The sequence below is a fragment of the Wolbachia endosymbiont (group A) of Apotomis capreana genome (assembly GCF_964027025.1).
Lineage (GTDB): Bacteria > Pseudomonadota > Alphaproteobacteria > Rickettsiales > Anaplasmataceae > Wolbachia > Wolbachia pipientis.
In genome coordinates this window covers 853,848-874,481 of record NZ_OZ034721.1, presented here as the reverse complement: position 1 = coordinate 874,481, position 20,634 = coordinate 853,848, and the positions used below count along the sequence as shown (strand labels likewise).

27 protein-coding genes and 1 pseudogene are annotated in these 20,634 nt (G+C 34.2%); 21 read left to right on the top strand and 7 right to left on the bottom strand.

Annotated features, from left to right (window positions below; all coding sequences use genetic code 11):
• The first annotated feature begins 202 nt into the window (after positions 1 to 202).
• The 3 genes from AAGD50_RS04340 to secF all read left to right on the top strand — a co-directional run bounded on the left by AAGD50_RS04340 (position 203) and on the right by secF (position 3,113).
• Positions 203 to 1,549: an IS110 family transposase gene (locus AAGD50_RS04340; RefSeq protein ID WP_174515809.1), complete on the top strand. Its 1,347-nt coding sequence runs from the start codon at positions 203 to 205 to the stop codon at positions 1,547 to 1,549.
• A gap of 182 nt (positions 1,550 to 1,731) precedes the next feature.
• The gene (locus tag AAGD50_RS04335) at positions 1,732 to 2,037 is read left to right on the top strand and encodes a hypothetical protein (RefSeq protein WP_265040959.1); all 306 of its coding nucleotides are present in this window, start codon (positions 1,732 to 1,734) and stop codon (positions 2,035 to 2,037) included.
• A gap of 200 nt (positions 2,038 to 2,237) precedes the next feature.
• Positions 2,238 to 3,113: a protein translocase subunit SecF gene (secF, locus tag AAGD50_RS04330; RefSeq protein WP_264339180.1), complete on the top strand. Its 876-nt coding sequence runs from the start codon at positions 2,238 to 2,240 to the stop codon at positions 3,111 to 3,113.
• A gap of 6 nt (positions 3,114 to 3,119) precedes the next feature.
• Here the strand turns inward: secF and AAGD50_RS04325 are convergent, their stop codons facing one another.
• Positions 3,120 to 3,635, bottom strand: a complete 516-nt coding sequence (locus AAGD50_RS04325; RefSeq protein WP_006279648.1) for a TIGR02281 family clan AA aspartic protease — start codon at positions 3,633 to 3,635, stop codon at positions 3,120 to 3,122.
• Positions 3,636 to 3,769: 134 nt separating this feature from the next.
• On the opposite strand from AAGD50_RS04325, the gene yidC reads away from it, so the two are divergent.
• The 9 genes from yidC (at position 3,770) to AAGD50_RS04280 (ending at position 8,620) form a co-directional block, all read left to right on the top strand.
• The gene (yidC, locus tag AAGD50_RS04320) at positions 3,770 to 5,479 is read left to right on the top strand and encodes a membrane protein insertase YidC (RefSeq protein ID WP_264723739.1); all 1,710 of its coding nucleotides are present in this window, start codon (positions 3,770 to 3,772) and stop codon (positions 5,477 to 5,479) included.
• Positions 5,457 to 5,885, top strand: coding sequence for a 6,7-dimethyl-8-ribityllumazine synthase (locus AAGD50_RS04315; protein ID WP_264723741.1), 429 nt, complete (start codon positions 5,457 to 5,459; stop codon positions 5,883 to 5,885). Before yidC ends, AAGD50_RS04315 begins: the two co-directional genes overlap by 23 nt.
• Entirely contained in the window at positions 5,885 to 6,367 is a 483-nt protein-coding gene (nusB, locus tag AAGD50_RS04310) for a transcription antitermination factor NusB (protein ID WP_007549265.1), read from the top strand. Before AAGD50_RS04315 ends, nusB begins: the two co-directional genes overlap by 1 nt.
• A gap of 172 nt (positions 6,368 to 6,539) precedes the next feature.
• On the top strand, positions 6,540 to 6,869 hold the full coding sequence (locus AAGD50_RS04305) for a transposase (RefSeq protein WP_007548762.1): 330 nt from the start codon (positions 6,540 to 6,542) through the stop codon (positions 6,867 to 6,869).
• Positions 6,853 to 7,053: a hypothetical protein gene (locus AAGD50_RS04300; protein ID WP_010082383.1), complete on the top strand. Its 201-nt coding sequence runs from the start codon at positions 6,853 to 6,855 to the stop codon at positions 7,051 to 7,053. Before AAGD50_RS04305 ends, AAGD50_RS04300 begins: the two co-directional genes overlap by 17 nt.
• Positions 7,054 to 7,072: 19 nt before the next feature.
• A complete protein-coding gene (locus tag AAGD50_RS04295) occupies positions 7,073 to 7,480 on the top strand; it encodes a transposase (protein ID WP_007548764.1) in 408 nt (135 codons plus the stop codon).
• A 7-nt stretch (positions 7,481 to 7,487) separates the two neighbouring features.
• Positions 7,488 to 7,616, top strand: coding sequence for a hypothetical protein (locus tag AAGD50_RS04290; RefSeq protein ID WP_264339183.1), 129 nt, complete (start codon positions 7,488 to 7,490; stop codon positions 7,614 to 7,616).
• Positions 7,617 to 7,679: 63 nt separating this feature from the next.
• The gene (locus AAGD50_RS04285; RefSeq protein WP_151807722.1) at positions 7,680 to 8,090 is read left to right on the top strand and encodes a transposase; all 411 of its coding nucleotides are present in this window, start codon (positions 7,680 to 7,682) and stop codon (positions 8,088 to 8,090) included.
• A 122-nt stretch (positions 8,091 to 8,212) separates the two neighbouring features.
• On the top strand, positions 8,213 to 8,620 hold the full coding sequence (locus AAGD50_RS04280; RefSeq protein ID WP_174516160.1) for a transposase: 408 nt from the start codon (positions 8,213 to 8,215) through the stop codon (positions 8,618 to 8,620).
• 58 nt (positions 8,621 to 8,678) lie between these two features.
• Here the strand turns inward: AAGD50_RS04280 and AAGD50_RS04275 are convergent, their stop codons facing one another.
• From AAGD50_RS04275 to yihA, 4 genes are all read right to left on the bottom strand, one after another.
• Complete coding sequence (locus AAGD50_RS04275) at positions 8,679 to 8,939, bottom strand: hypothetical protein (protein WP_246484087.1); 261 nt, start codon at positions 8,937 to 8,939, stop codon at positions 8,679 to 8,681.
• A gap of 78 nt (positions 8,940 to 9,017) precedes the next feature.
• Positions 9,018 to 9,479: a dUTP diphosphatase gene (gene dut, locus AAGD50_RS04270; protein WP_006279458.1), complete on the bottom strand. Its 462-nt coding sequence runs from the start codon at positions 9,477 to 9,479 to the stop codon at positions 9,018 to 9,020.
• A gap of 702 nt (positions 9,480 to 10,181) precedes the next feature.
• Positions 10,182 to 11,093 carry an acetylglutamate kinase gene (gene argB / locus AAGD50_RS04265; RefSeq protein ID WP_319803555.1) on the bottom strand — a complete coding sequence of 304 codons (912 nt, stop codon included), beginning with the start codon at positions 11,091 to 11,093 and terminating at the stop codon, positions 10,182 to 10,184.
• Between the two features lie 4 nt (positions 11,094 to 11,097).
• Entirely contained in the window at positions 11,098 to 11,691 is a 594-nt protein-coding gene (yihA, locus tag AAGD50_RS04260) for a ribosome biogenesis GTP-binding protein YihA/YsxC (protein WP_151807719.1), read from the bottom strand.
• A 98-nt stretch (positions 11,692 to 11,789) separates the two neighbouring features.
• Between yihA and prfA the strand changes: the two genes are divergently transcribed.
• The gene (prfA, locus tag AAGD50_RS04255; protein WP_007548640.1) at positions 11,790 to 12,869 is read left to right on the top strand and encodes a peptide chain release factor 1; all 1,080 of its coding nucleotides are present in this window, start codon (positions 11,790 to 11,792) and stop codon (positions 12,867 to 12,869) included.
• Positions 12,870 to 12,896: 27 nt separating this feature from the next.
• On the opposite strand, the gene AAGD50_RS04250 is transcribed toward prfA, so the two are convergent.
• Positions 12,897 to 14,060, bottom strand: a complete 1,164-nt coding sequence (locus tag AAGD50_RS04250) for a multidrug effflux MFS transporter (RefSeq protein ID WP_265024598.1) — start codon at positions 14,058 to 14,060, stop codon at positions 12,897 to 12,899.
• A gap of 464 nt (positions 14,061 to 14,524) precedes the next feature.
• On the opposite strand from AAGD50_RS04250, the gene AAGD50_RS04245 reads away from it, so the two are divergent.
• From AAGD50_RS04245 to rmuC, 6 genes are all read left to right on the top strand, one after another.
• Positions 14,525 to 15,454, top strand: a complete 930-nt coding sequence (locus AAGD50_RS04245) for an AEC family transporter (RefSeq protein WP_006279391.1) — start codon at positions 14,525 to 14,527, stop codon at positions 15,452 to 15,454.
• A gap of 209 nt (positions 15,455 to 15,663) precedes the next feature.
• Positions 15,664 to 15,798: an IS3 family transposase gene (locus AAGD50_RS04240; RefSeq protein ID WP_007548354.1), complete on the top strand. Its 135-nt coding sequence runs from the start codon at positions 15,664 to 15,666 to the stop codon at positions 15,796 to 15,798.
• On the top strand, positions 15,795 to 15,929 hold the full coding sequence (locus tag AAGD50_RS04235; protein ID WP_007548509.1) for a hypothetical protein: 135 nt from the start codon (positions 15,795 to 15,797) through the stop codon (positions 15,927 to 15,929). Before AAGD50_RS04240 ends, AAGD50_RS04235 begins: the two co-directional genes overlap by 4 nt.
• A gap of 59 nt (positions 15,930 to 15,988) precedes the next feature.
• On the top strand, positions 15,989 to 16,135 hold the full coding sequence (locus AAGD50_RS04230; protein WP_080717648.1) for an IS3 family transposase: 147 nt from the start codon (positions 15,989 to 15,991) through the stop codon (positions 16,133 to 16,135).
• Between the two features lie 255 nt (positions 16,136 to 16,390).
• The gene (locus tag AAGD50_RS06830) at positions 16,391 to 16,561 is read left to right on the top strand and encodes a DDE-type integrase/transposase/recombinase (protein WP_080717647.1); all 171 of its coding nucleotides are present in this window, start codon (positions 16,391 to 16,393) and stop codon (positions 16,559 to 16,561) included.
• Between the two features lie 256 nt (positions 16,562 to 16,817).
• Positions 16,818 to 18,149, top strand: a complete 1,332-nt coding sequence (gene rmuC / locus AAGD50_RS04225; RefSeq protein WP_151807714.1) for a DNA recombination protein RmuC — start codon at positions 16,818 to 16,820, stop codon at positions 18,147 to 18,149.
• 36 nt (positions 18,150 to 18,185) lie between these two features.
• On the opposite strand, the gene AAGD50_RS04220 is transcribed toward rmuC, so the two are convergent.
• Positions 18,186 to 19,514: an IS4-like element ISWosp9 family transposase gene (locus AAGD50_RS04220; protein ID WP_155969615.1), complete on the bottom strand. Its 1,329-nt coding sequence runs from the start codon at positions 19,512 to 19,514 to the stop codon at positions 18,186 to 18,188.
• Between the two features lie 167 nt (positions 19,515 to 19,681).
• Here AAGD50_RS04220 and AAGD50_RS04215 point away from each other — a divergent pair.
• Positions 19,682 to 19,876: pseudogene (locus AAGD50_RS04215) on the top strand (IS256 family transposase); the annotation flags it as partial.
• Between the two features lie 589 nt (positions 19,877 to 20,465).
• Complete coding sequence (locus AAGD50_RS04210; RefSeq protein WP_153296793.1) at positions 20,466 to 20,609, top strand: hypothetical protein; 144 nt, start codon at positions 20,466 to 20,468, stop codon at positions 20,607 to 20,609.
• Positions 20,610 to 20,634: the final 25 nt, after the last annotated feature.

Here is a 20,634-nt window from a genome sequence, read left to right as displayed (position 1 = left end):
ATATATAATTTATCAAGAAGTACTTCTGCAGTTATAACCGACTGATCAATGGTGCTTAAGTGCCCGTTTAGGAGCGTGGTTTTGGAGGAACGGTTAAACCACTGATGGAGTCTATTATGACTACCTCGATTAGAAGATTGTATAATCTAACCGTCCCAAGCTTAAGTGCTTCTCCATTATAAGTTATAGTAGGATAATTACCATGATAAAGGCAAAAAGTAAACTAGAAATAGTGAATCCTGATACAGCAGGAATTGATATCGGCTCAGCTGTACATTATGTATGTGTACCTGAAGGAAGAGATGAACAACGTGTCAAAAAATTTGGATGCTTTACAGTTGATCTTCATAACTTAGCAGGGTGGTTAAAGAAATGTAAAGTTAGAACAGTAGCTATGGAATCAACAGGAGTATATTGGATTCCTTTGTTTCAAATACTTGAGTCATATGGATTTGAGGTAAAATTGGTAAATGCACGATATATTAAGAACGTGCCTGGTAGAAAATCCGACGTTCAAGACTGTCAATGGTTACAACAATTACACAGCTATGGATTACTCCATGGGTCGTTTAGACCTGATGATCAAATGTGTGTGTTGCGTAATTACGTTAGGCAACGTAGCAACCTGATTGAAAGTGCATCCACACATATTCTACGTATGCAAAAAGCGTTAATTCAAATGAACGTTCAATTACACAAAGTCATAAGTGATATTACTGGAGTGACCGGTATGCAAATTATCAAAGCAATAATTGAAGGTGAAAGGAATCCTGAAAAATTATCAGAATTGAGAGATGTACGGATAAGAAATGATAGATCTACCATGGCAAAAGCGCTAAAAGGCGACTACAGAAAGGAACTCTTATTTGTGTTAAAGCAAGAATTTGAATTGTATAATATTTATCAGGAAAAAATAGCAGAATGCGACAAAAGCATCGAACAATATTACAAAACATTTGAAACAAAATCTGACGAGAATAAGCGATGCAGCAAAATAAAGAATAGGTTTTCAAAAAACAGACCAGACTTTCCTTTACACGAAGAACTGTATAGAGTAACCGGTATTGATTTTACTAAAGTTCCTGGGCTTGATGTGCTAACTATACAAACAATTATCTCAGAAGTTGGTTTGAACCACGATAAATGGCCATCAGAGAAGCACTTTACTTCTTGGTTGGGGCTAAGTCCTGCTAATAAAGTTACAGGGGAAAAAGTATTTGGGACGAGAACTCGCAAAGTTATTGCTCGTGCTGCAAATGCTTTTAGGATGGCTGCCCAGTGTGTGTCAAGAAGCAACAGTGGGATTGGTGCATATTGCAGAAGGTTAAAAAAACGACTAGGAGCACCGAAAGCGATTACCGCTACGGCTAGGAAATTGGCGTGCATTTTTTATAGTATGCTAAAGTATGGACAGGAATATGTAGAGAAGGGCATTGATTACTATGAAAAGTTATATAAGGAAAAAATAGTGAAGACTCTAAGCAAGAAAGCTAGTGAATTTGGTTATGTCTTGATTAAAAAAGAGCTACTAGCAGAAAGAGTTTCTTAGAAGTAGACAAGGATAATGGATATTTTTGTATAGAATATTCGCAAGATAGTATTGTTGAAGTTGCAGAAATCCTAAACAATGAAAAAGCCAAAGACTTAAATTTAAGAGTTGGCATACTCAAAATTGGAGAAAGTATAGTAAGAGTTGAAAATGTAGAAGAAATAGGGGGAAAAAGAAATTACATGGATGTCTCAAAAGGTGGTATTGAAATGTCTTTTACTACTGAGGTAGGAGAGATAAGTATTTATCTAAGTCCTAGTGAGAAAGGCAGCAATAAAATAAAAGTGGAGATTGATGGGGAAAACAGAGCAAGGCTTAATGAGTTAAAAAATAGGGGAAAAAGTTTAGGGGAAAACTGTCTTTTAGGAGGAAAAAGTGTTGAGGAAGCTATAGAGCATGAAAGTTTTGAAAGATATGGCAGTGTACCTAACACTGCTATGAAGGAACCTAGCTTAGGTTGCGTTGCTAACATAGCAAGGGGGGGATAAGCTTGCAGAGATAAAATGATGGGCCAAATTGGCAGTATTTCGCTTTTGTAATGTACTTCAAAATGGTAGTATGCAAGCTAGATAGAACTTAATTGACAGACAAGAATTAACTGATGGAAAAATTGACATAATCAAACAATCACAGAATAAACTAGTGAATTTTTTGAAAAGTATATAAAATTCAAGTTTAAGTAAATAGCATGGCACTTAGACTCATTCCAGATAACCTCAATATCAAGTTTAGTAAATATAGAAATTTGACAGCACTCGTTAGCATTATTCTTATCATCTTTTCAATGCTCATTGTTGTACTGCGTGGAGTGAACTTAGGCATAGACTTTGCAGGCGGAATTTTGATAGAGATAAAATCTTCAGATGAGAATCACTCTATTCTCGATGCATTAAAAGAAAATGGTTTTACAGTGCAGAGTTCAAAAGCGGGTGATAATTTAGTCATGCGTTTTAAAGATGAAGGAGATGAAGATAAAATCAAAAAGATAAAAAGCATACTAGAAGAAAAGCTAGGTAGCTCAATAAGCTATCGTAAAATAGACTATGTTGGCCCACAAATAAGCTCAACACAAATATTTGAAGGAATGTTATCCATGTTGATCGCGATTGTTGGAATATTTTTTTACGTTTGGTTTAGATTTAATTGGCAATGTGGATTCAGTGGAATAACAGCACTGATTCATGACGTGATTTTAACTGTTGGTTTTATTAGCCTAACTGGCATTGAGTTTAATATTTCATCAGTTGCAGCTCTCCTCACTGTCATTGGTTATTCAATCAATAACTCAGTAATTATATATGATCGGATTCGAGAGTATCGCAGGAGTGGTAAAAGTGGGCGGATGAGTGAGGTAGTAGATGCAAGTATCAACGCTACATTATTTCGCACTATATTAACTTCTGGTACAACCCTTCTTGCTGCTCTTCCTTTGGTATTAATCTGCACAGATGCAGTGAGAGACTTCAGCTTGATCATTTTTTTTGGTATTTTGATTGGCACTTGTTCTGCAATATTTATTTCTGCTCCTATATTGACCTACAGAGCTTTGATAAGTAGATTGTAGAAGTGTTTAGTCGCGGTATAATATCAACTTATTATCTCTTATAGTGAAATGAAAATACCTTAAAAAGCTCATTCCAAGTAGTGAATGAGACATAGAATGAGTGTTAACGCTTGCCTGTACATCATTAATCAAAAAATTTCCTATTTTAACTTGAGGTATTTGAACCACTCCAGCTTTTATTTGACCTTTCGCAGTTTCATATATTTTAAAATCCTGAACATTTTGTAAGTTAATACCAACATGTAATGCGTCTTTTTGTGATAGAACAATATCGGTTGCTCCAGTATCAAGCAAAAACGTTATATTGCGATCATTGACTTGAGCCTGAATATAAAAGTGTCCATCATATGACTTCGTAAATTCAATACTTCCACTATTCTGACCGCTATTTTGAATTCTTCCTTTATATGGTAAAAAAGTACTGAGAAATCTGTCGCTTAGTTTGTCCCTTTGTGAATCAATAAGCATTGCAGTAGTGGCTATTATTAGCAACCAAATAACTAGATTTTTCACCGCGTTCATATTGTTAAAATTTGAAGCTATTAAAATAAATTTTAAAGATCAGCGTTAAAAGTTATTATTAAAAATAAGTAAATTTCATTGTTTTAGTACAATATTTAGTATACACTTTAAGAAGATATGTTTGATTTAATTTCATGTCAGAAGCAAAAAGTTTAATTTTGGCAGCTATCCTTTCCATGTTAATCATGGTGTCTTGGCGTATTATTTATGATAATTTTTTTAGTACAAACCAAAATCAGCCATTGATTGAAAATATTGAACATATCGAATCTTTTAACGACCTTGCTCCTATAATACACCAAAATCGTTCTGAAATTATTAATTCTACTCGAGAACAGAGGGTTAGTTTAACCAATAACATGATTAAAGGATCAATTTCTCTGAAAGGTGCAAGGTTTGATGACTTAATTTTAACTAATTACCACTTAGAACCGAGTTCTTCTTCTCCACAAGTGGTGTTACTGTCACCTGCAGAATCAAAAGATGTATATTTTGCAGAATTTGGGTGGCTCGATCCGAGTAACAAGATTAAAGTTCCAGATTCTAAAGCAGTCTGGCGAGCAGATAAACTTAATCAAAAAGAGGTCAATTTATCTTGGGACAATGAGAATGGCATTTTATTTAGAATGAAAATTAACCTCGACGATAATTACATGTTTAAAGTTGAGCAAGTTGTTGAAAATAATACAAAGGATAATGTAGTTTTGGTTCCTTATGGTAAAATTAACCGTAAACGTGACAATATCAACGAATCTTATTGGATATCCCATGAAGGAGTACTGGGTGCATTTGATAATAAACTAGAGGAGTGGACATATAAGGATATTTCCAAAAAACATTTAATAAAAGCAAGCACGAGTGAAAAAAATTGGTTTGGTTTTGCTGATAAATACTGGCTCACAGCCATCATACCTGAAAAATCTGATAAAATAAATGTAAGCATTAAACACACAAACGTTAATAATACTGATAAATTCCAAGTAGATTTTGTCAAACCTTACAAGAGCATACTTCCTGGTGCAAGCGTTTCTAATGTGAATTATTTTTTTGCTGGAGCAAAAAAGTTGAATTTACTGGATTCTTATAAGGACACTCTCAATATACCCCTGTTTGATAAAGCTGTAGATTTTGGTGTTCTTTACTTTATAACTAAACCAGTGTTTTTACTGCTTGAATATTTTAACTTCGTTTTAAAAAATTTTGGCTTAGCAATATTATTGCTGACTTTAGTAATCAAACTTTTGATGCTTTCCTTATCTAATAGATCATATATTTCGATGTTTAAGGTAAAAAGCCTGCAGCCTGAATTAACTCGTATAAAAGAGTTGTATAAAAATGACAGCTTAAAGCAGCATAAAGAGACAATTGCATTGTTTAAGAGAAACAACGTAAATCCAATGTCGAGCATTTTTCCCATGCTAATACAAATACCGGTATTTTTTGCTCTATATAAAGTATTATTTGTTACTATAGAGATGAGGCATGCTCCTTTTTTTTTATGGATTAAGGATCTTTCAGCTCCTGACCCAACGAACATCTTTACATTATTTGGGTTGTTTAATTATAACTTTCCTATTTCTATAGGCATTTTACCTATAATTTTCGGTGCCACCATGATAATTCAGCAGAAGCTAAGTGAGAAAGATCAAACCAGTAAAGATGATATTCAAGTAAATGTTATGAAGTTTTTACCTTACATTTCTGTCTTTATTTTTTCTTCTTTTCCTGCCGGCCTGGTAATATATTGGATATTTAGTAATATTATAACTCTAATTCAACAGTCATTAATAAAGTTGTTTTTAACAAAAAAAGTGGTAGTAAATGTCGAGAATACTAATAGTTAATTCGATTTATTATACTGAAATAGCGAACCTTTTGCTTGAAGGTGCAATTGATAAATTAAAAGGCAGTAATGCCAGTTACGATGTAGTTGAGGTTCTTGGTACATTTGAGATACCAGCTACAATTCTTTTTGCAGTCAAGAGTGGGCATACTAATTATGATGGTTATTTAGCTCTTGGGTGCGTAATTCGCGGTGAAACCGATCATTATCAATATGTTTGTAAAGGAGTAATTGAAGGCTTAAATGAGGTTGTTATGCATTATGCAATACCCCTTGGTATGGGTGTAATTACCGCTGACAGCAAAGATAAAGCACTAGTTAGAGCTGATAAAAACAAAAAGAACGTTGGTGGCCATGCAGCCTCAACTGTTTTGCGTATGATAGATTTACACAATAAATTAAAATAATGGAGGAAAAACCAGTAGATAAAAAGTGGCGCATAAAAAGAAGCACGGCAAGATTTCTTGCTGTACAAATTGCTTATTCAAATATTTTCGTAGGTTACAACAAAAGCACTTTTAAACTGGAAAATTGTGAGCTTAAGGACTACATAAATAAGTTGAAAGATATATTTGAATGTGAAGAATTTGAACATCAGTTCTTAGAAAACTTGTTATATAAGGTTATAAAAAGCAGTGAAGAATATGATAAAATAATAGAGTCTTATTTACACCCAAGTTGGTCCCTTTCACGGTTAAATCTTATAAGCTTATCTATTTTGCGTGTTGCAATATGTGAGTTAGCTAATTGTGATACGCCAGTTCCAGTTGTCATTAATGAATATACTAACATTGCATCTGATTTACTTGATAAACCAAGCGAAATAGGTTTTATTAATGGGTTATTGGATAAGGCAAAAGATGCAGTTAAATTAAATAAAAATCCTTAGCAATTATAGCCAGCAAGCACAAGGTGTCATCCGAGTAGCTGCTGTATGAACATTGTCTACCAGATCCCAGTGCTTGACACTGGGATGGCTTTGTTGCATAGCAACTGAAAAAATCTGGTGGCTACTGACAAAATTCATTATAAAATAGCCATTTAACCTTGAAAGAAAAAATATGCCACAAAAAATGAGGGTCAGTAACCATAGCGAATATAACAAATTTCTAGAAAAAAGAGGAAATATTTTTCATTATATCAACGAAGCCATAGAAAAGTGGTACGAGAATGGTCCAAAAATACCAGGTGGCAACAATATTTATAGCGATAAAGTTGTAATTTTGGTGCACATAATAACTTGTTTATTTAGAATAGGCCTGAGGCAAACAGTTGGGTTTATAGCAGGATACCTTGAGCAAATTGGGAAAAATTTGCAAGTTATCAGCTATTCACAATCATCAAGAAGGTTTAAGAAACTCAATATTAAGATCAATGATTGCAGAAAATAATATGGAAGATATCGAAATTGCTATAGACAGTACAGGAATTAGTATATACAACAACACTCCTGGTCATAGCAAAGAAAATAGCGAAGATAGAAAGTATCGCAGCTATGAACAGACAAGAAAATTGCATGTAATGTTGAATACAAACAGCAAAAAAGCCATAGCTGTAAAATACAGTAACGGCTGATCACTATGGAGCTTGTGATTTGCTAAAAGAAGTCGATTTTCAGTATGTCATAAAAGTACTATATGCAGATAGGGCATATGACAGAGAAAAGCTCTATAAGCTGTGTAATCAATATGGTATAAAAACGAAAATTCCTCCGAAAAACAACGCAGCAGAGCATCCAAAGTTAGACTATATGGCTGAGAGAAATTCTGCAGTCAAGCTCATAAAGTCATATGATGAAGATGGTATAAAGAAGTGGAAAAAAGAGATGAGTTATGGAAAAAGATCTTATATAGAAAGTTTTTTCTCGCGACTGAAACAAACATTCGGGTTTAGTTTTAGGAATAAATCTGAGACAAATAGAGAGAAGGAACTACTTGTTAAATGCTATTTGCTCAATAAGTTCACTGATATTGGTATGGCTAAATTTGAGATAGCTTCATAAATTTATTGTGCGTTACCTACTATCCGAAGAGCGATGCAACAAAGCCCACTGGAATCCAGAAAAATTGATTGTGCACTATACAACATTTTCGATCAAAAGCTGGATCCCAGTGGGCTTTGTTGCATCGCTCAAGTGAAAAGAACTGGCAGTTACTGACAAAATTCATTATAAATAGCCATTTAACTGTTGAAGAAAAAATATGCCACAAAAAATGAGAGTCAGTAACTGCCATGAATATAACAAATTTCTCCAAGAAAGAGGAAGCATTTTTTGTTATATCAATGACGCCATAGAAAATTGGTACGAGAATTGTCCAAAAATGCAGGGCGGCAACTATATTTATAGTGATAAAGTTGTGATTTTGGTGCATATAATCGTCAGTTTCTTTAGAATTGGTTTAAGACAAACAGTCGGGTTTATAAAAGGGTATTTGCAACAAATAGGAAGAGATTTGGCAGTTATCAGCTATTCACAAGCATCAAGAAGGTTTAAGAAACTTAATATTAAGATAAATGATTGCAGAATTGATAAAAATAATATGGAAGATATCGAAATTGCTATAGACAGTACAGGAATTAGTATATACAACAACACACAGCAAGGAAAATAGCACTGACAGAAAATATCGTGGCTATGAGCAAACGAGAAAATTGCACGTAATGTTGAATATAAACAACAAAAAAGCCATAGCTGTAAAATACAGTAACGGCTGATCACTATGGAGCTTGTGATTTGCTAAAAGAAGTTGATTTTCAGCATGCCATAAAAGCACTATATGCAGATAGAGCATGTGATAGGCACAAGTTTTATAAGTTGTGTAACGAATATGATATAAAGACAAAAATTCCACCAATAAACAATGCGGCAGAACATCCAGAAATAGATTATATGTCTGACAGGAATGCTGCTATTAGGTTAATAAAATTATACGGTGAAGATGGCATGAAAGAATGGAAAAAAGAAGTAAATTATGGGAAAAGATCTTATATTGAAGGGTTTTTCTCAAGATTAAAGCAAATATTCGGATTTAGTTTTAGGAATAAATCTGAGATAAATCGAGAAAAAGAACTGCTAATCAAATGCTATTTGCTTAATAAATTCACTGATATTGGTATGGCTAAATTTGAGATAGTTACATGAATTTACCATAAATCACCATCTCATAAAGTGTGATGCAACAAAGCCATCCCAGTGTCAGCTACTTGGATGACAAGAAAGGGAGCACTGGAATGACATTATCTGTTGTGCAATTTGCTAAATAAGTCAGCGCAGCAGCAACAAATGCTAAAACGCCCATTCCAAGTGGTGTAGCTGCAAAAGCTGCTAGCTTGCAAGTTGAAGGCCTCCAAAGCGGTGTTGAAAGTATTGCTAATCCACCTATAACGTATATAGCAGTAAATGCAACAAATACAGTGTTTGCTTTGTGGAGCTGGCCACAATGATTTTTGAAAGTTAGCATAAACGACTTCATTTAATAAAATATTAATATGCTTAAATTGTGTATAAAAGAACTGTCATAGTCAAGCTTTTTCGTAAGCTACCTGCCGCTTGAGCCAAAGCCCCCTGCATTGCGACCGGTTTCTTCTGCGCAGAATTCTTCTCTGTCATCCCAAATTACCTGAGATACAGGAGAAATAAGGATTTGTGCGATTCTATCTCCTCTTTTTATTTCGTATGGCTGATTACTTAGATTAATTAGACAAATTTTAACTTCACCTCGATAATCAGAGTCTATAGTACCCGGAGAATTTAAGACAGTGATTCCATGTTTTGCAGCAAGACCAGAACGTGGGCGGATTTGCCCCTCAAAACCGTTTGGTATTGCAATCACAATTCCAGTTGGAACAAGTAATCTTTCAAGTGGATTTAAAACAGCAGAATCATTCAATGCAGCATAAAGATCCATGCCAGCACTCTGCGTAGTTGCATAACATGGAAGAGACAAGTCTTCTCCGTGTGATAATCTTTTTATTTCTACTTTAATTTTACTTCTTTGCACTCCAATTTACCATCTATGAAGACTCAATTATAGCATGTAAATTGTATCTGCAAAAGTGATAAATGTAAATGATGTCATTCCAGCGCAGCCATAAAAATTCCTTGACAAACTCCGCCAGCCCCCTTATCATGAAACTGAAGCTATTGTATTTGCTTTCGCCAATCTGCAGATTAAAAGGTAAGGATTACTTAATGTATCGGCGTCTTATGTTCAATTTTTTGCAGTATATAGATACTGTATGTCTTTACAAAACTTCATCTACATCTAGATTTTTATCTAAATAAGCTGAACGCGCTTATAAAGCGTTACAAGACATCAAAAAATGCCAATACTCGACAGAGATAGTAAAAGACTAGCTAACTCGGGGATTCTTTGTCTTTTTTTCTGCTTGGTAAATTTCTTAAACATTTGCAGCATAGGTTAGTTGCAATTAAAAGCAGCTAAATCTTGCTTGTCAAGCGTTTAAAACATAAAAAACGCCAATATTTTAAAGCGGATAATAACCACGGGGCTTCTTTTGCCTTTTTTTTGTTTGGTAAATTTCTTAGTATTTATGGCTAAACGACAACCGTCATCCCGCTGCTTGTTAGCGGGATCTGAGATACCGCGAATGAATCGCGGTATGACGTAGATTGCTGTCATTCCAGTGTCAGCTACTTGAATGACACCCTCTTGGTATTCGTGTAGTTGCAAGCAGTATAGCTATAAATCACTCACAATCGATATGCTTGAATTACTCTCAGTAAATAAATCAAGCATAATGTTAGGTATTCTACCATCAACTATGTGAACAACTCCAGCATATTCCTCCGCCATTTTAACGTATGCCATAAGCCTTTCAATAAATTTTTCCCCTTTAATTTTCCCACAATCAATCGATGCATTCAAATTTTTAACAGATATCTTCCTGCCACCAATTTTATCTATTTCTTCATCTGTGTCACTCAAGATTATCATTTTAGATGCAGAAACTGCGATTGCGATTGCGCTTGCAGTGCTATCGGCATCAATATGATATGTTTCCCCATCTTTTCCATGACCAATTGGTGCAATAACTGGTATAAAATCTGATTCTTCAATAAAAAATAATATATCAGGATTGATTTCAGTGGGTCTACCGATGAACCCCATGTCTAATATCTTTTCGATATTATTTGATCTATCTTCTCTAAGCGTAGCGGTTATTTTTTCGGCTTTAATTAAGTTACCATCTTTTCCACATAATCCAATAGCTGAACCACCAGCAGAATTTATATGCTGAACAATTTTTTTATTAACTGAGCCACACAGTGCCATTTCAATGATTTTCATAGTGTCTCTGTCTGTAAGTCTGATACCATTCACAAATTTACTGTCCATACCCAGCACTTTTAACACCGAGTTAATTTCATATTCTCCGTCATGAATTATTACCGGATTTATACCAAGCTGCTTCAACAAGACAACATTATGCACAAAAGTGTTAAATAGTGTTTCATCTAAGATTATTGTACCACCGCATTTAATGACAAAAGTCTCGCCTACAAAGCTAGGTATATTAGATAGCACTTCAAATAATATTTCTGCTTTTTGTTCAAATGATACCTCACCCTTTAAGAATTCACTACTCTTCATTTTTTTATCTTGTAAACTTGAAAAACTCATCTCTTACCTTGGTTATTTTATGCTTAACACGGATGCTCATTTGATGAATTGACACATTCTCATTATTAATCCATCTTTGAATATCTTCTATAACAGCACCTAAGCTTTTTTGACTTACTTTATCTATTTTTGTTAGCACAACGTTAAAGTTAATGTTATTATATATTAACCAATAAATGAAGTCTTTGTCTATTTCTTTTAATCCTACCTTGCTATCTATCAACACAAACACTCTTCTTAGATTTCTTCTTTGAATTAGATAATACTCAATTAAGTTTAAATATTGTATAATTTCCTCCTTACCTGCATGAGAATAACCATACCCTGGTAGGTCAACAAGCCTGAACTTATCATTGTACATAGAGTAAAAATTTATTTGTCTAGTGCATCCAGGTTTAGAGGAAACTCTGGCAGCTTTTTTGCTGTTTATCAGTAAGTTAATCAGACTGGATTTTCCTACATTTGATCTACCAGCAAACGCAATCTCTGGAGCCGACTCATTTGGTAATGATTTTATGTCCGAAGCTCCAAATATGAAATTGCAGTTTGATGTTATCTGTTTTGCCATTATATTCAACTAGAAGGTAGTAGGTATATTATAGTGTTATTGCTTGATATAAGAAATTTTTTATTTCAGTATATATTACTTAGCTAGATCTGTGCTATATGGATATGGAAAATAATTTACAAGACTTAAAGAAAAAATTTAATGATATAGAGAGAAATTTGGAAAATCCTACCAATTTAAGTCAAAAAGAATTCATTACCCTTTCAAAGGAATACTCTGAGCTCAGGCCAATAATCAAGATAATTGACGAATATAACACGCTGAAAGAGGAAATTTCAGACTTAGAAGAAATAATGAAAGATGAAAACAGCGAAGGTGATATAAAAGAGTTAGCAAAAGAAGAATTCTTCGAAAAGCACAAGGTATTATTACCAAAAATAAAAGCAAAATTAAAGTTAGCATTATTGCCCAAAGATGAAGATGACTCAAGAAATGCAATATTAGAAATTAGAGCAGGTACAGGCGGAGAAGAAGCAGCATTATTTGCAGCAATGTTATTTCGTATGTATCAAAAATATGCAGAAAGAAGAAATTGGAAGTTCGAGCCAATAAGCATTTCTAATACAGGTATAGGTGGCTATAAGGAAGCTTCTGCACTCATTAATGGAACAGAAGTTTTTGCAAGGTTGAAATTTGAATCAGGGGTGCACAGAGTACAGAGAGTGCCAGAAACTGAATCCTCAGGAAGGTTGCATACCTCTGCCGCTACTGTTGCGATATTACCTGAAGTAGAAGAAGTTGACTTTAAAATAGAAGAAAAAGACTTACGAATAGATGTTTATAGATCCAGTGGTCCTGGAGGGCAATCAGTGAATACAACTGACAGCGCAGTAAGGGTCACCCACTTGCCAACAGGGATAGTTGTGATACAGCAAGATGAAAAATCGCAGCACAAAAATAAAGCTAAAGCGCTCAAAGTATTGAGGGCAAGGCTATACGAAATTGAAAGACAAAAAAAAGAAATGGAAAGGTCAACAATGAGGAAAAGTCAGATTGGCTCTGGTGATCGTTCCGAGCGCATAAGAACATATAATTTCCCACAATCAAGAATAACAGACCACAGAATTAATCTAACTTCACATCGGCTAGAGCAGATTATAAAAGAAGGCGAACTAGATGAATTTATTGAGGCATTAATCTCACGTAATGAAGCAGAAAGATTGGCAGGGGAAAGTTAGCAGCCTACAATGGAATATCTTTATTAATTACATAGGATCTTTTAAACGCAATAGATAGACAGTAAAAACAAGTTCTAGTACTATCGCGGATAAAACAAGAACAGCTACACTAATTGTTTGACCATTGTAAATGTAGCTTGTTAAGCCGATAAAAATAGCCATGATAAAAGCTCTAATGAACGAGACTGCAGAAGAAGCTGTGCCTTTAATTTCAGGGAAAACATTTATTGATGCATTAAAAATCACTGGCTGGAAAATTGCACAACCGATAGAAAAAATAATCATAGACAGTGTTACTAAGTAGAAAGAGTGGGGTACAATTATACTGAATATTACAAGCAATAGAGACCCAATAGCACCCACGCTCGTACCAGAAATTACACACTTTATTGCTCCAAGTTTCTGCAAGATTTTGCCAGCAAATAGACTGATGAGTGAGAAGCACCCAACTATTGCACCTTGATGTAGTGCATAAATAGTGCTAGATAAACCAAAAGTCTTCATATACAGAAAAGGTCCACAAGTAATGAATGACATATACGCAGCAGAAAAGAGGCTTGACATCAAAGACAACGTAACAAACCTCGGACTAGATAGTAGTTTTCTGTAATCTTTCATCATTTTTTTCAAACTGAAAATATCGCGGTCCTTTTTTGTTTCTGGTAACGCTAAAAGCAGCAAAACCCAAGAGATTAAACAAAGTATTGCAACAGTTGCATAATTACCACGCCATCCTACAATTTCATTGATGAAACTGCCTAACACTGGCGCAATTGCCATGACAACTGTAAGAACAGAATTCATGATTCCAATAAATTTCACCGCTTCGTCGCCTTTGTAGCTGTCTGCAACGATTGCAAACACAACTACAGATGTGCTAACACCAATGCCCTGAACAAAGCGAGAGATTAAAAGCCAAAAAATCGACGGTGCAAAAACACAACCAACAGCGCCGATTAATAACAAAGTGTTACCTATGATCATAATTCTCCTTCTGCCATAGCATTCAGACAATGGACCAAAAAACAACCCTCCTATGCAAAAGCCTAGGAAATTATAAGCAATAGTTAATTGAATTATGCCTTCCGGTACGTTAAAATAGTGCACCATATCAGGAAAACTAGGTACGGAAATGTCAATTTCAATGAACTTAGCAATTAGAGACAGGATTAACAGAAATGGTAGTAACATTTGAGATTTTTAATTAATGAATAAAAATATCACATTTAAAGCGTTGAAAGAAAACATTTTTTACTGTTATTAAAATGGTTAGAAACACCTCATGTGAAGGAATGGTGGATAAATTGGACACTAGGGTTAATTAAAGAAAAATATGACAACTATGTTAAAGCTCTTACCTCTCTGCCCTAACTTTACTTATTTCCTCTTACTTTTTCAACAGTTCGTCTAAATTACTACAAGCAGTTTAATTTTTAGTAAATATGTCATTATTTAAAAATATGCAAGAAGCTTTATAGAAACTTAACATAATTTTATCATAAAAATGTCATTCTTAAGTCCTATATAAAAACGAATTTTGGCACTAATGTAATTAACTATGAGCTGGATAAATTGGAAAATAAATTTTGTTTACTTTTACAACACCTTAAGATCTAATGTCACTTTATCAATCAAAAATATTACAATAGGCTAGTATGTTCCTTACTCTTTTTCTCAAAATATTACCTATTTATATTACAATATTTATTGGTTACTTAGCAGGAAAATATCTTAAAATTGATAGAAACACTATATCTCAAATACTTTTTTATATAGCTAATCCAATAGTGATTTTATATGGAGTCTCTCATACAGAAGTTAACTTAAAAGTAATTTCTCTGCCGATTTTGATATGGTTTATAGGTAGCACTATGTCCTTATCAGTGTATTATCTTTCTTCTTTTTTATTTAAGGATAACACAAGAAACATATTAGCATTTAGCTCGGGCAGCACAAGTATGGGTTATTTTGGCCTGCCGATTGCCATGGCTTTATTTGATGAAGATTCAGTATCTGTATATGTTGTTTGTTATATAGGAATGGCGCTATTTGAAAACAGCTTAGGATTTTACATAGCTGCAAATGGTATTTATACCGCAAAAGAATGCATATTAAAGTTGTTCAAACTTCCTTCGCTTTATGCGATGGTTCTGGGCTTCTTTTTAAGTATATACGATATACAAATACCTACTTTTTTAACAGATGTTATGATGAACATTAGAAGTACATTTGTCACATTAGGAATGGTGCTACTTGGAGTGAGCATTGCGAATATTGCAAGCTTTAAAATAGATTGGAAGCTTGCTTTGATCACTATTACAGCAAAGTACGTATTCTGGCCACTGTTTGTTTTAGGAATTGTCCTTTTAGACAAGCATGTTATAGGTATATACGATGAGAGCATATATAAAGCACTGATGTTGCTGGCTATTATTCCAGTTTCTGGGTCCAGTATAATACTTGCTAATATTTTGAATTATCAACCAGATAAAGCTACTCTGTTGCTTCTAATCAGTACTGCAGTGGGACTGTTTTATGTTCCACTAATAATATCATTATTTTTTACTAAACTTGTTCCTTTTTGATCAAAAAATTAAGCGCTTGCACAACCATTATTTGGGTAACAACACAAGACATTGATAAAACTTGAATTTATAGCTAAAGCAACTTCTACAATTTGGTAACCCGTCATCCCGCTACTAGTTAGCGCCGCGGCGGTAAATTGACCTTACCCAGAAAAAGTAGAGAGAAAGTTAAGACGTTTTTGGAGTAAAATAAAACGTTTTTTCAAAATATGACAAATAGAAGAGAATATACAGCAGAATTCAAATTAGAAGCTGTTAAGCTGGTTAAAGAAACAGGTCAAGCAAGTACAAAAATAGCAAAAGATCTAGGTATAGATGGCAGTATGTTAAGTAAGAAAATATGATGGAAAAATGTCTGGAGCATACGCATTTCCAGGCAAAGGCTCCTTATGACAAAGAAAGATTTGATCTAAAAAAAGAGCTAATAAGAGAAAGAGACATCTTAAAAAAAGCCCTGGGCAAAGAAAAAGAGTAAAGTATTCTTTTATATAGAAATTGCTATAAAACACAGGAACTATGTAGGGTTTTGTACTGGTGGTATGGGTTGCTAAGGAAAAAAGCAGTAAAGAATTAGCAAAAGAAGGGCTTCTAGCAGATATTCAAAAAATACATCAAGCTTCTAAATGCAGATATGGAGCCCCTAAAATTCACGCTGAATTAAAAGCTTTAGGCAAAAATTAAAACAGTACAAAGTGTTATGCAAGAAAATGGCATTAAAGCCAAGCTTAGACGAAGGTTCAAAAATAAAAAACAGCAAATAAGCAACCGAGTTGTGGCTCCGAACACATTGGATCAAAATTTTACTACTGATCAGCCAAATAAAGTTTGGGATTACCTACATAAAAACTAAAGAAGGTTGTTGGCGGCAATAATTGACCTATATTCACGCATGGTGGTTAATGAGTAACATGATAATTAGTTATAGATTCTTTATTGATGGCCGTTGATAAACGCAAACCCGATAAAAATCTGCTGTTACATAGCGATCAAGGGTCACAGTATACCTCTCAAAATTACCAATTTCTATTGAATACAAAAAACATCATTTCCAGCATGAGCCATAAGGGCTGTTGTTACGATAACTCTGTTGCAGAAAAGTTCACTTAAAAGGGAGCTGCTTATTGATACTTCTCGCTCAACAAACCAGAACTGCCATATTTGAATACATAGAAATCTTTTATAACAAATAACGTAGACATTCTACTATTAACTATTGCATTCCTGCACAATTTATTCTCATGATAAAAACGTCTTAACTTTCTCTCTACTTTTTCTGGGTAAGGTCACCTCTTTAGGTGCTCCTTTTTTCTTTCTTATACACACAAAAATCATATAGAATTGTAAATACAGCTTTTTTATTCTGATGCTTTTCAATTCTATAGCTCTGGTTGTCTCTCTATTACTATTTTTCTACATTATCGTAAAAAAACTGAGCGAAAAGAAAGCAAACCTTGAGGGTAATTTATGTAAATTAGAGCAAGAACTTCAAGAAACAAAGCAAACTTTGCTTACGAAGAATGAAGAAATAGTTGATTTAAGGGTCAAAAAAGCAGAACTTGAAGTAACTCTGCAAAAAGAACGTGAGGAAAAGAAAAAGGAAATAGAATTACTAACAAAAGCAGAGGAGAGATTAACAAACACTTTTAAAGCGCTCTCTCTTGATGCTTTGCAAACAAATAACAATAATTTTCTGAACTTAGCAAAGGAAGTAATCGATAGTAAATTAAAAGAAACGGAAAGCGATTTCAAAAAAAGACAAGCAACGATCAACGAAGTTGTAACTCCAATAAAAGAAAAATTAGAAAAATTCGATAATGAAATACGTGAGCTAGAAAAGGAGAGGGTAGGGGCCTATGAAGGTTTAAAGGAGCAAATTGGAGCGCTGATGAACCAAACTTCCAACCTTGCTAATGCCCTGAGGAAACCTCACATTAGGGGCAAATGGGGTGAAATGCAACTCAAAAGAGTGGTAGAAATGGCAGGAATGATTGAGTATTGCGATTTTTTTACTCAGCCGTCAGTGATTGATAAAAACGAGGATAATTTATTGCGTCCTGATTTAATAATCAAAATGCCATCTGGAAAGCAAATAATAATAGATGCTAAAGTGCCGCTTGATTCTTACATGGATGCTATATCACAAAATGATTTGCAAATACAAAAGGAGAAATTAAAGAACCATTCCCTGGCAATAAAAAAACACATAAATGATTTGGGTAAAAAAGAGTATTGGAATCAATTTGAAAATACGCCAGAACTTGTGGTGCTTTTCTTAACAGGGGAGGGGGTTTTTAGCGCAGCACTGGAATATGAGCCTGCTTTGATAGAGATTGGAGTGGAAAAAAAAGTGATCATTGCAACACCGATCACTCTAATTGCGTTGCTGAGAGCAATAGCGTATGGATGGAAGCAAGAGATGATAGCTGAAAACGCAAAGAAAATCAGTGAACTAGGTCATATTTTATATGAGCGCATTTGCACAATGGGTGAAAACTTTGATAATTTGCGCAGGAGCTTAAAAAGTGCTGTTGATCATTATAATAAAACTGCTGGCTCTCTTGAAGCAAGGGTGTTTCCTGCTGCTCGAGAATTCAATAAGCTTGGTATACATGCAAAAAATAAAAGTTTAAGTGCTGCAAAGGAATTAGAGTCTTTACCACGCAGTTTACATACTGAGGAGCTGAAAGTGGATTAGGCATCTTAACAGGGAGTGTTAAATAAACCATACGCGTCAAGTTAAGGAATGTAGAGAGCTTAAAGTAGATACCCTGGTCTTCCTATATCTGTCTTTCAAAGAAAACTTTGACCAGATTATAGTAAGCTTTTTTAGAAAAATTTTTAAATTATTGACAATATTGTTTAATATCAAAAAGAGCTCTCTAACCCGCCTTTTCAATTCAATAAATGCCTTTGTTAAACTGAGCTCCGTGTTCTTTTTTAGTTTTACACAGCCAACCATTTCGTGAAATACGAGAATAGCACATAATTTTGCGTATAGCTCGCACAATACTCTAAATGGATTTGTCTTTCCTTTTAGTTTATCAAGATTGATATGACTTTTATATAGTTTAAATAGTAATTCGATTTGCCATCTTACTCTATAAACCGTCAATATTTGTTCAGCATTAATTTTACTCTCTGGAACATTAGTTATAAATATTGACCAATCTAATAACTTTTGATTCTTTTGAGAAGATGTATATCCATGTGACTTTGCTAATTTATTAGCCTTTCTTCTTCTAGCCATAGACTGTTCTTCAGTTAGCTTTTGACATATAATTCTTACCTTAATTTTTACTTCCTTTCCTAATAATACTTCTTTTTCTGAAGATAATTGACCTTCTAAATACTCCAATAGCTCTATTTTTTGATTTGTTTCTATATCATATATATTGGTATCAGACTTATAACGACTAACAAAATATGCACCTGCTTCATCAATCTGTTTAAAAGAACTAGGCACAAAGTAGCCCAAGTCAAATATTAGCAAATCATTGGCTGATAAACCGTTCAGATAATCCCTATAACCTTGATCCGACCTTATTCCTTCCATAAAATTTAACTTATCTAGCGCTTGATTCAGGTAATCAAAGACTAACTGTAGCTTTATTCCTGATTTGGTATTATTCTCACAATCTCTATAGCTACTGCCATATCCTTTGTACATATCTTCCATGCTACTGGGCAGGCTAATGTAGCTGCTATCCAATAATTTAACGCTTCCAAATTGCTGTAAAATTTTGCAATCAATCTGTAGACTTTTTTTAAATAAACACAAAGCTTCGTTATACATTTTTTTCATGAACTCAACTGCTTCTTCACTAAACCTAAAATCTAAACCCTGTTTTGTAATTTCTATCGAGTCTTCATTTAGCAATTGGCACATTGTTTCTATGCTGCAATCATCAACTCCTATGTTACCAAAAACCATAGCTTTTATGAATGATGAGCCATTAAGTTTTCTCTTTCTTTTTATAAAACCTACTGCAATTGATATTTCGTCTGCTTTTTCATTAAAGAATTCATTGAGGTCTTTTGATAAGCAAGCTATTCTGTCCATTGTAAGTTCTCTCATTCATATATCCAAGAGAATTTATACCTTATTATTTTCCTTCACTCTATCAACTTTACTTACACTTTTCCTTAACTTGACGCGTATGGTTCAAAAAAGTGTGTCAAACCAAAAAAAAAGTAATAAATTGATATAAAAAAAATGGAGGTTTGACAATGAGTCAGAAAGTAGTAAACAGAACTACCGGTTTGGTAGATTACAAAGAACTGGAAGCAAATATACTGTCATCAATAAGGGAAGGCAGACCATTAACAGGAAGGGATGGAGCATTTACACCATTTATAAAAAAGCTGCTGGAGGCAAGTTTGGAAGGTGAAATAGAAAATCACTTATTAGCTGAAAGTGAAGAGAGGGTTTGGTTGGAAGAAGTGGAGTAGCGAATGGATATACAAAACGCTGGGTCTATATTCAGACTACAGAATAAGGTATTACAAACCGAAAGCATCACCAGCACAATATGTTATAAACTTTGGTAAAGAATCTGCTAGGAAAGCGTAGTGCGGATGCTGCGTTTGACGAGGCGGGAGCTGGAAACGTTAACATGGGAATTTGGATTGAGGCCTATTGTGAAAACAATGGATCAGCCACCAAACCCTAAAGTAGGCGCACCAGTTCTTGACCCTACATATTTTTTTGAAGGTTAAATCCAGCTTAGGGTCGAGAAACTTAGATAAAGCCATAGCCAAAGTGTTTAAAAATATTAATAATTATACACACAATTATTCAACCATATTTTTGAAGATAGCTATGCCGCCGCGGTATCTCTTAGCCGCTAACAAGTAGCGGGATGACGATTGTTGGTAAATCTAAGTCAGTTTAGCTATAGGCAGCAATTTTCTGTATTTATTTTAAATTGAAGGAAGCTCAAATGAAAGATCATGTTTTGCTAAAAATCACAGAATGCAGTCTAACAGTGAACGGTTACGCTTTTGATCAAAAATGTTATATAGTACACAATCAATTTTTCTGGATCCAAGTAGTCAAGGCACTGCCTTTGTGTTTGAGGCAAAATCGGCTATAACACTTAACATACTGCCTTTGCAAACAAATGTTCGTACAGTTATGTGTCAGCTACTTGCATGACGCCATTGCCTGAACGGGTACCAAT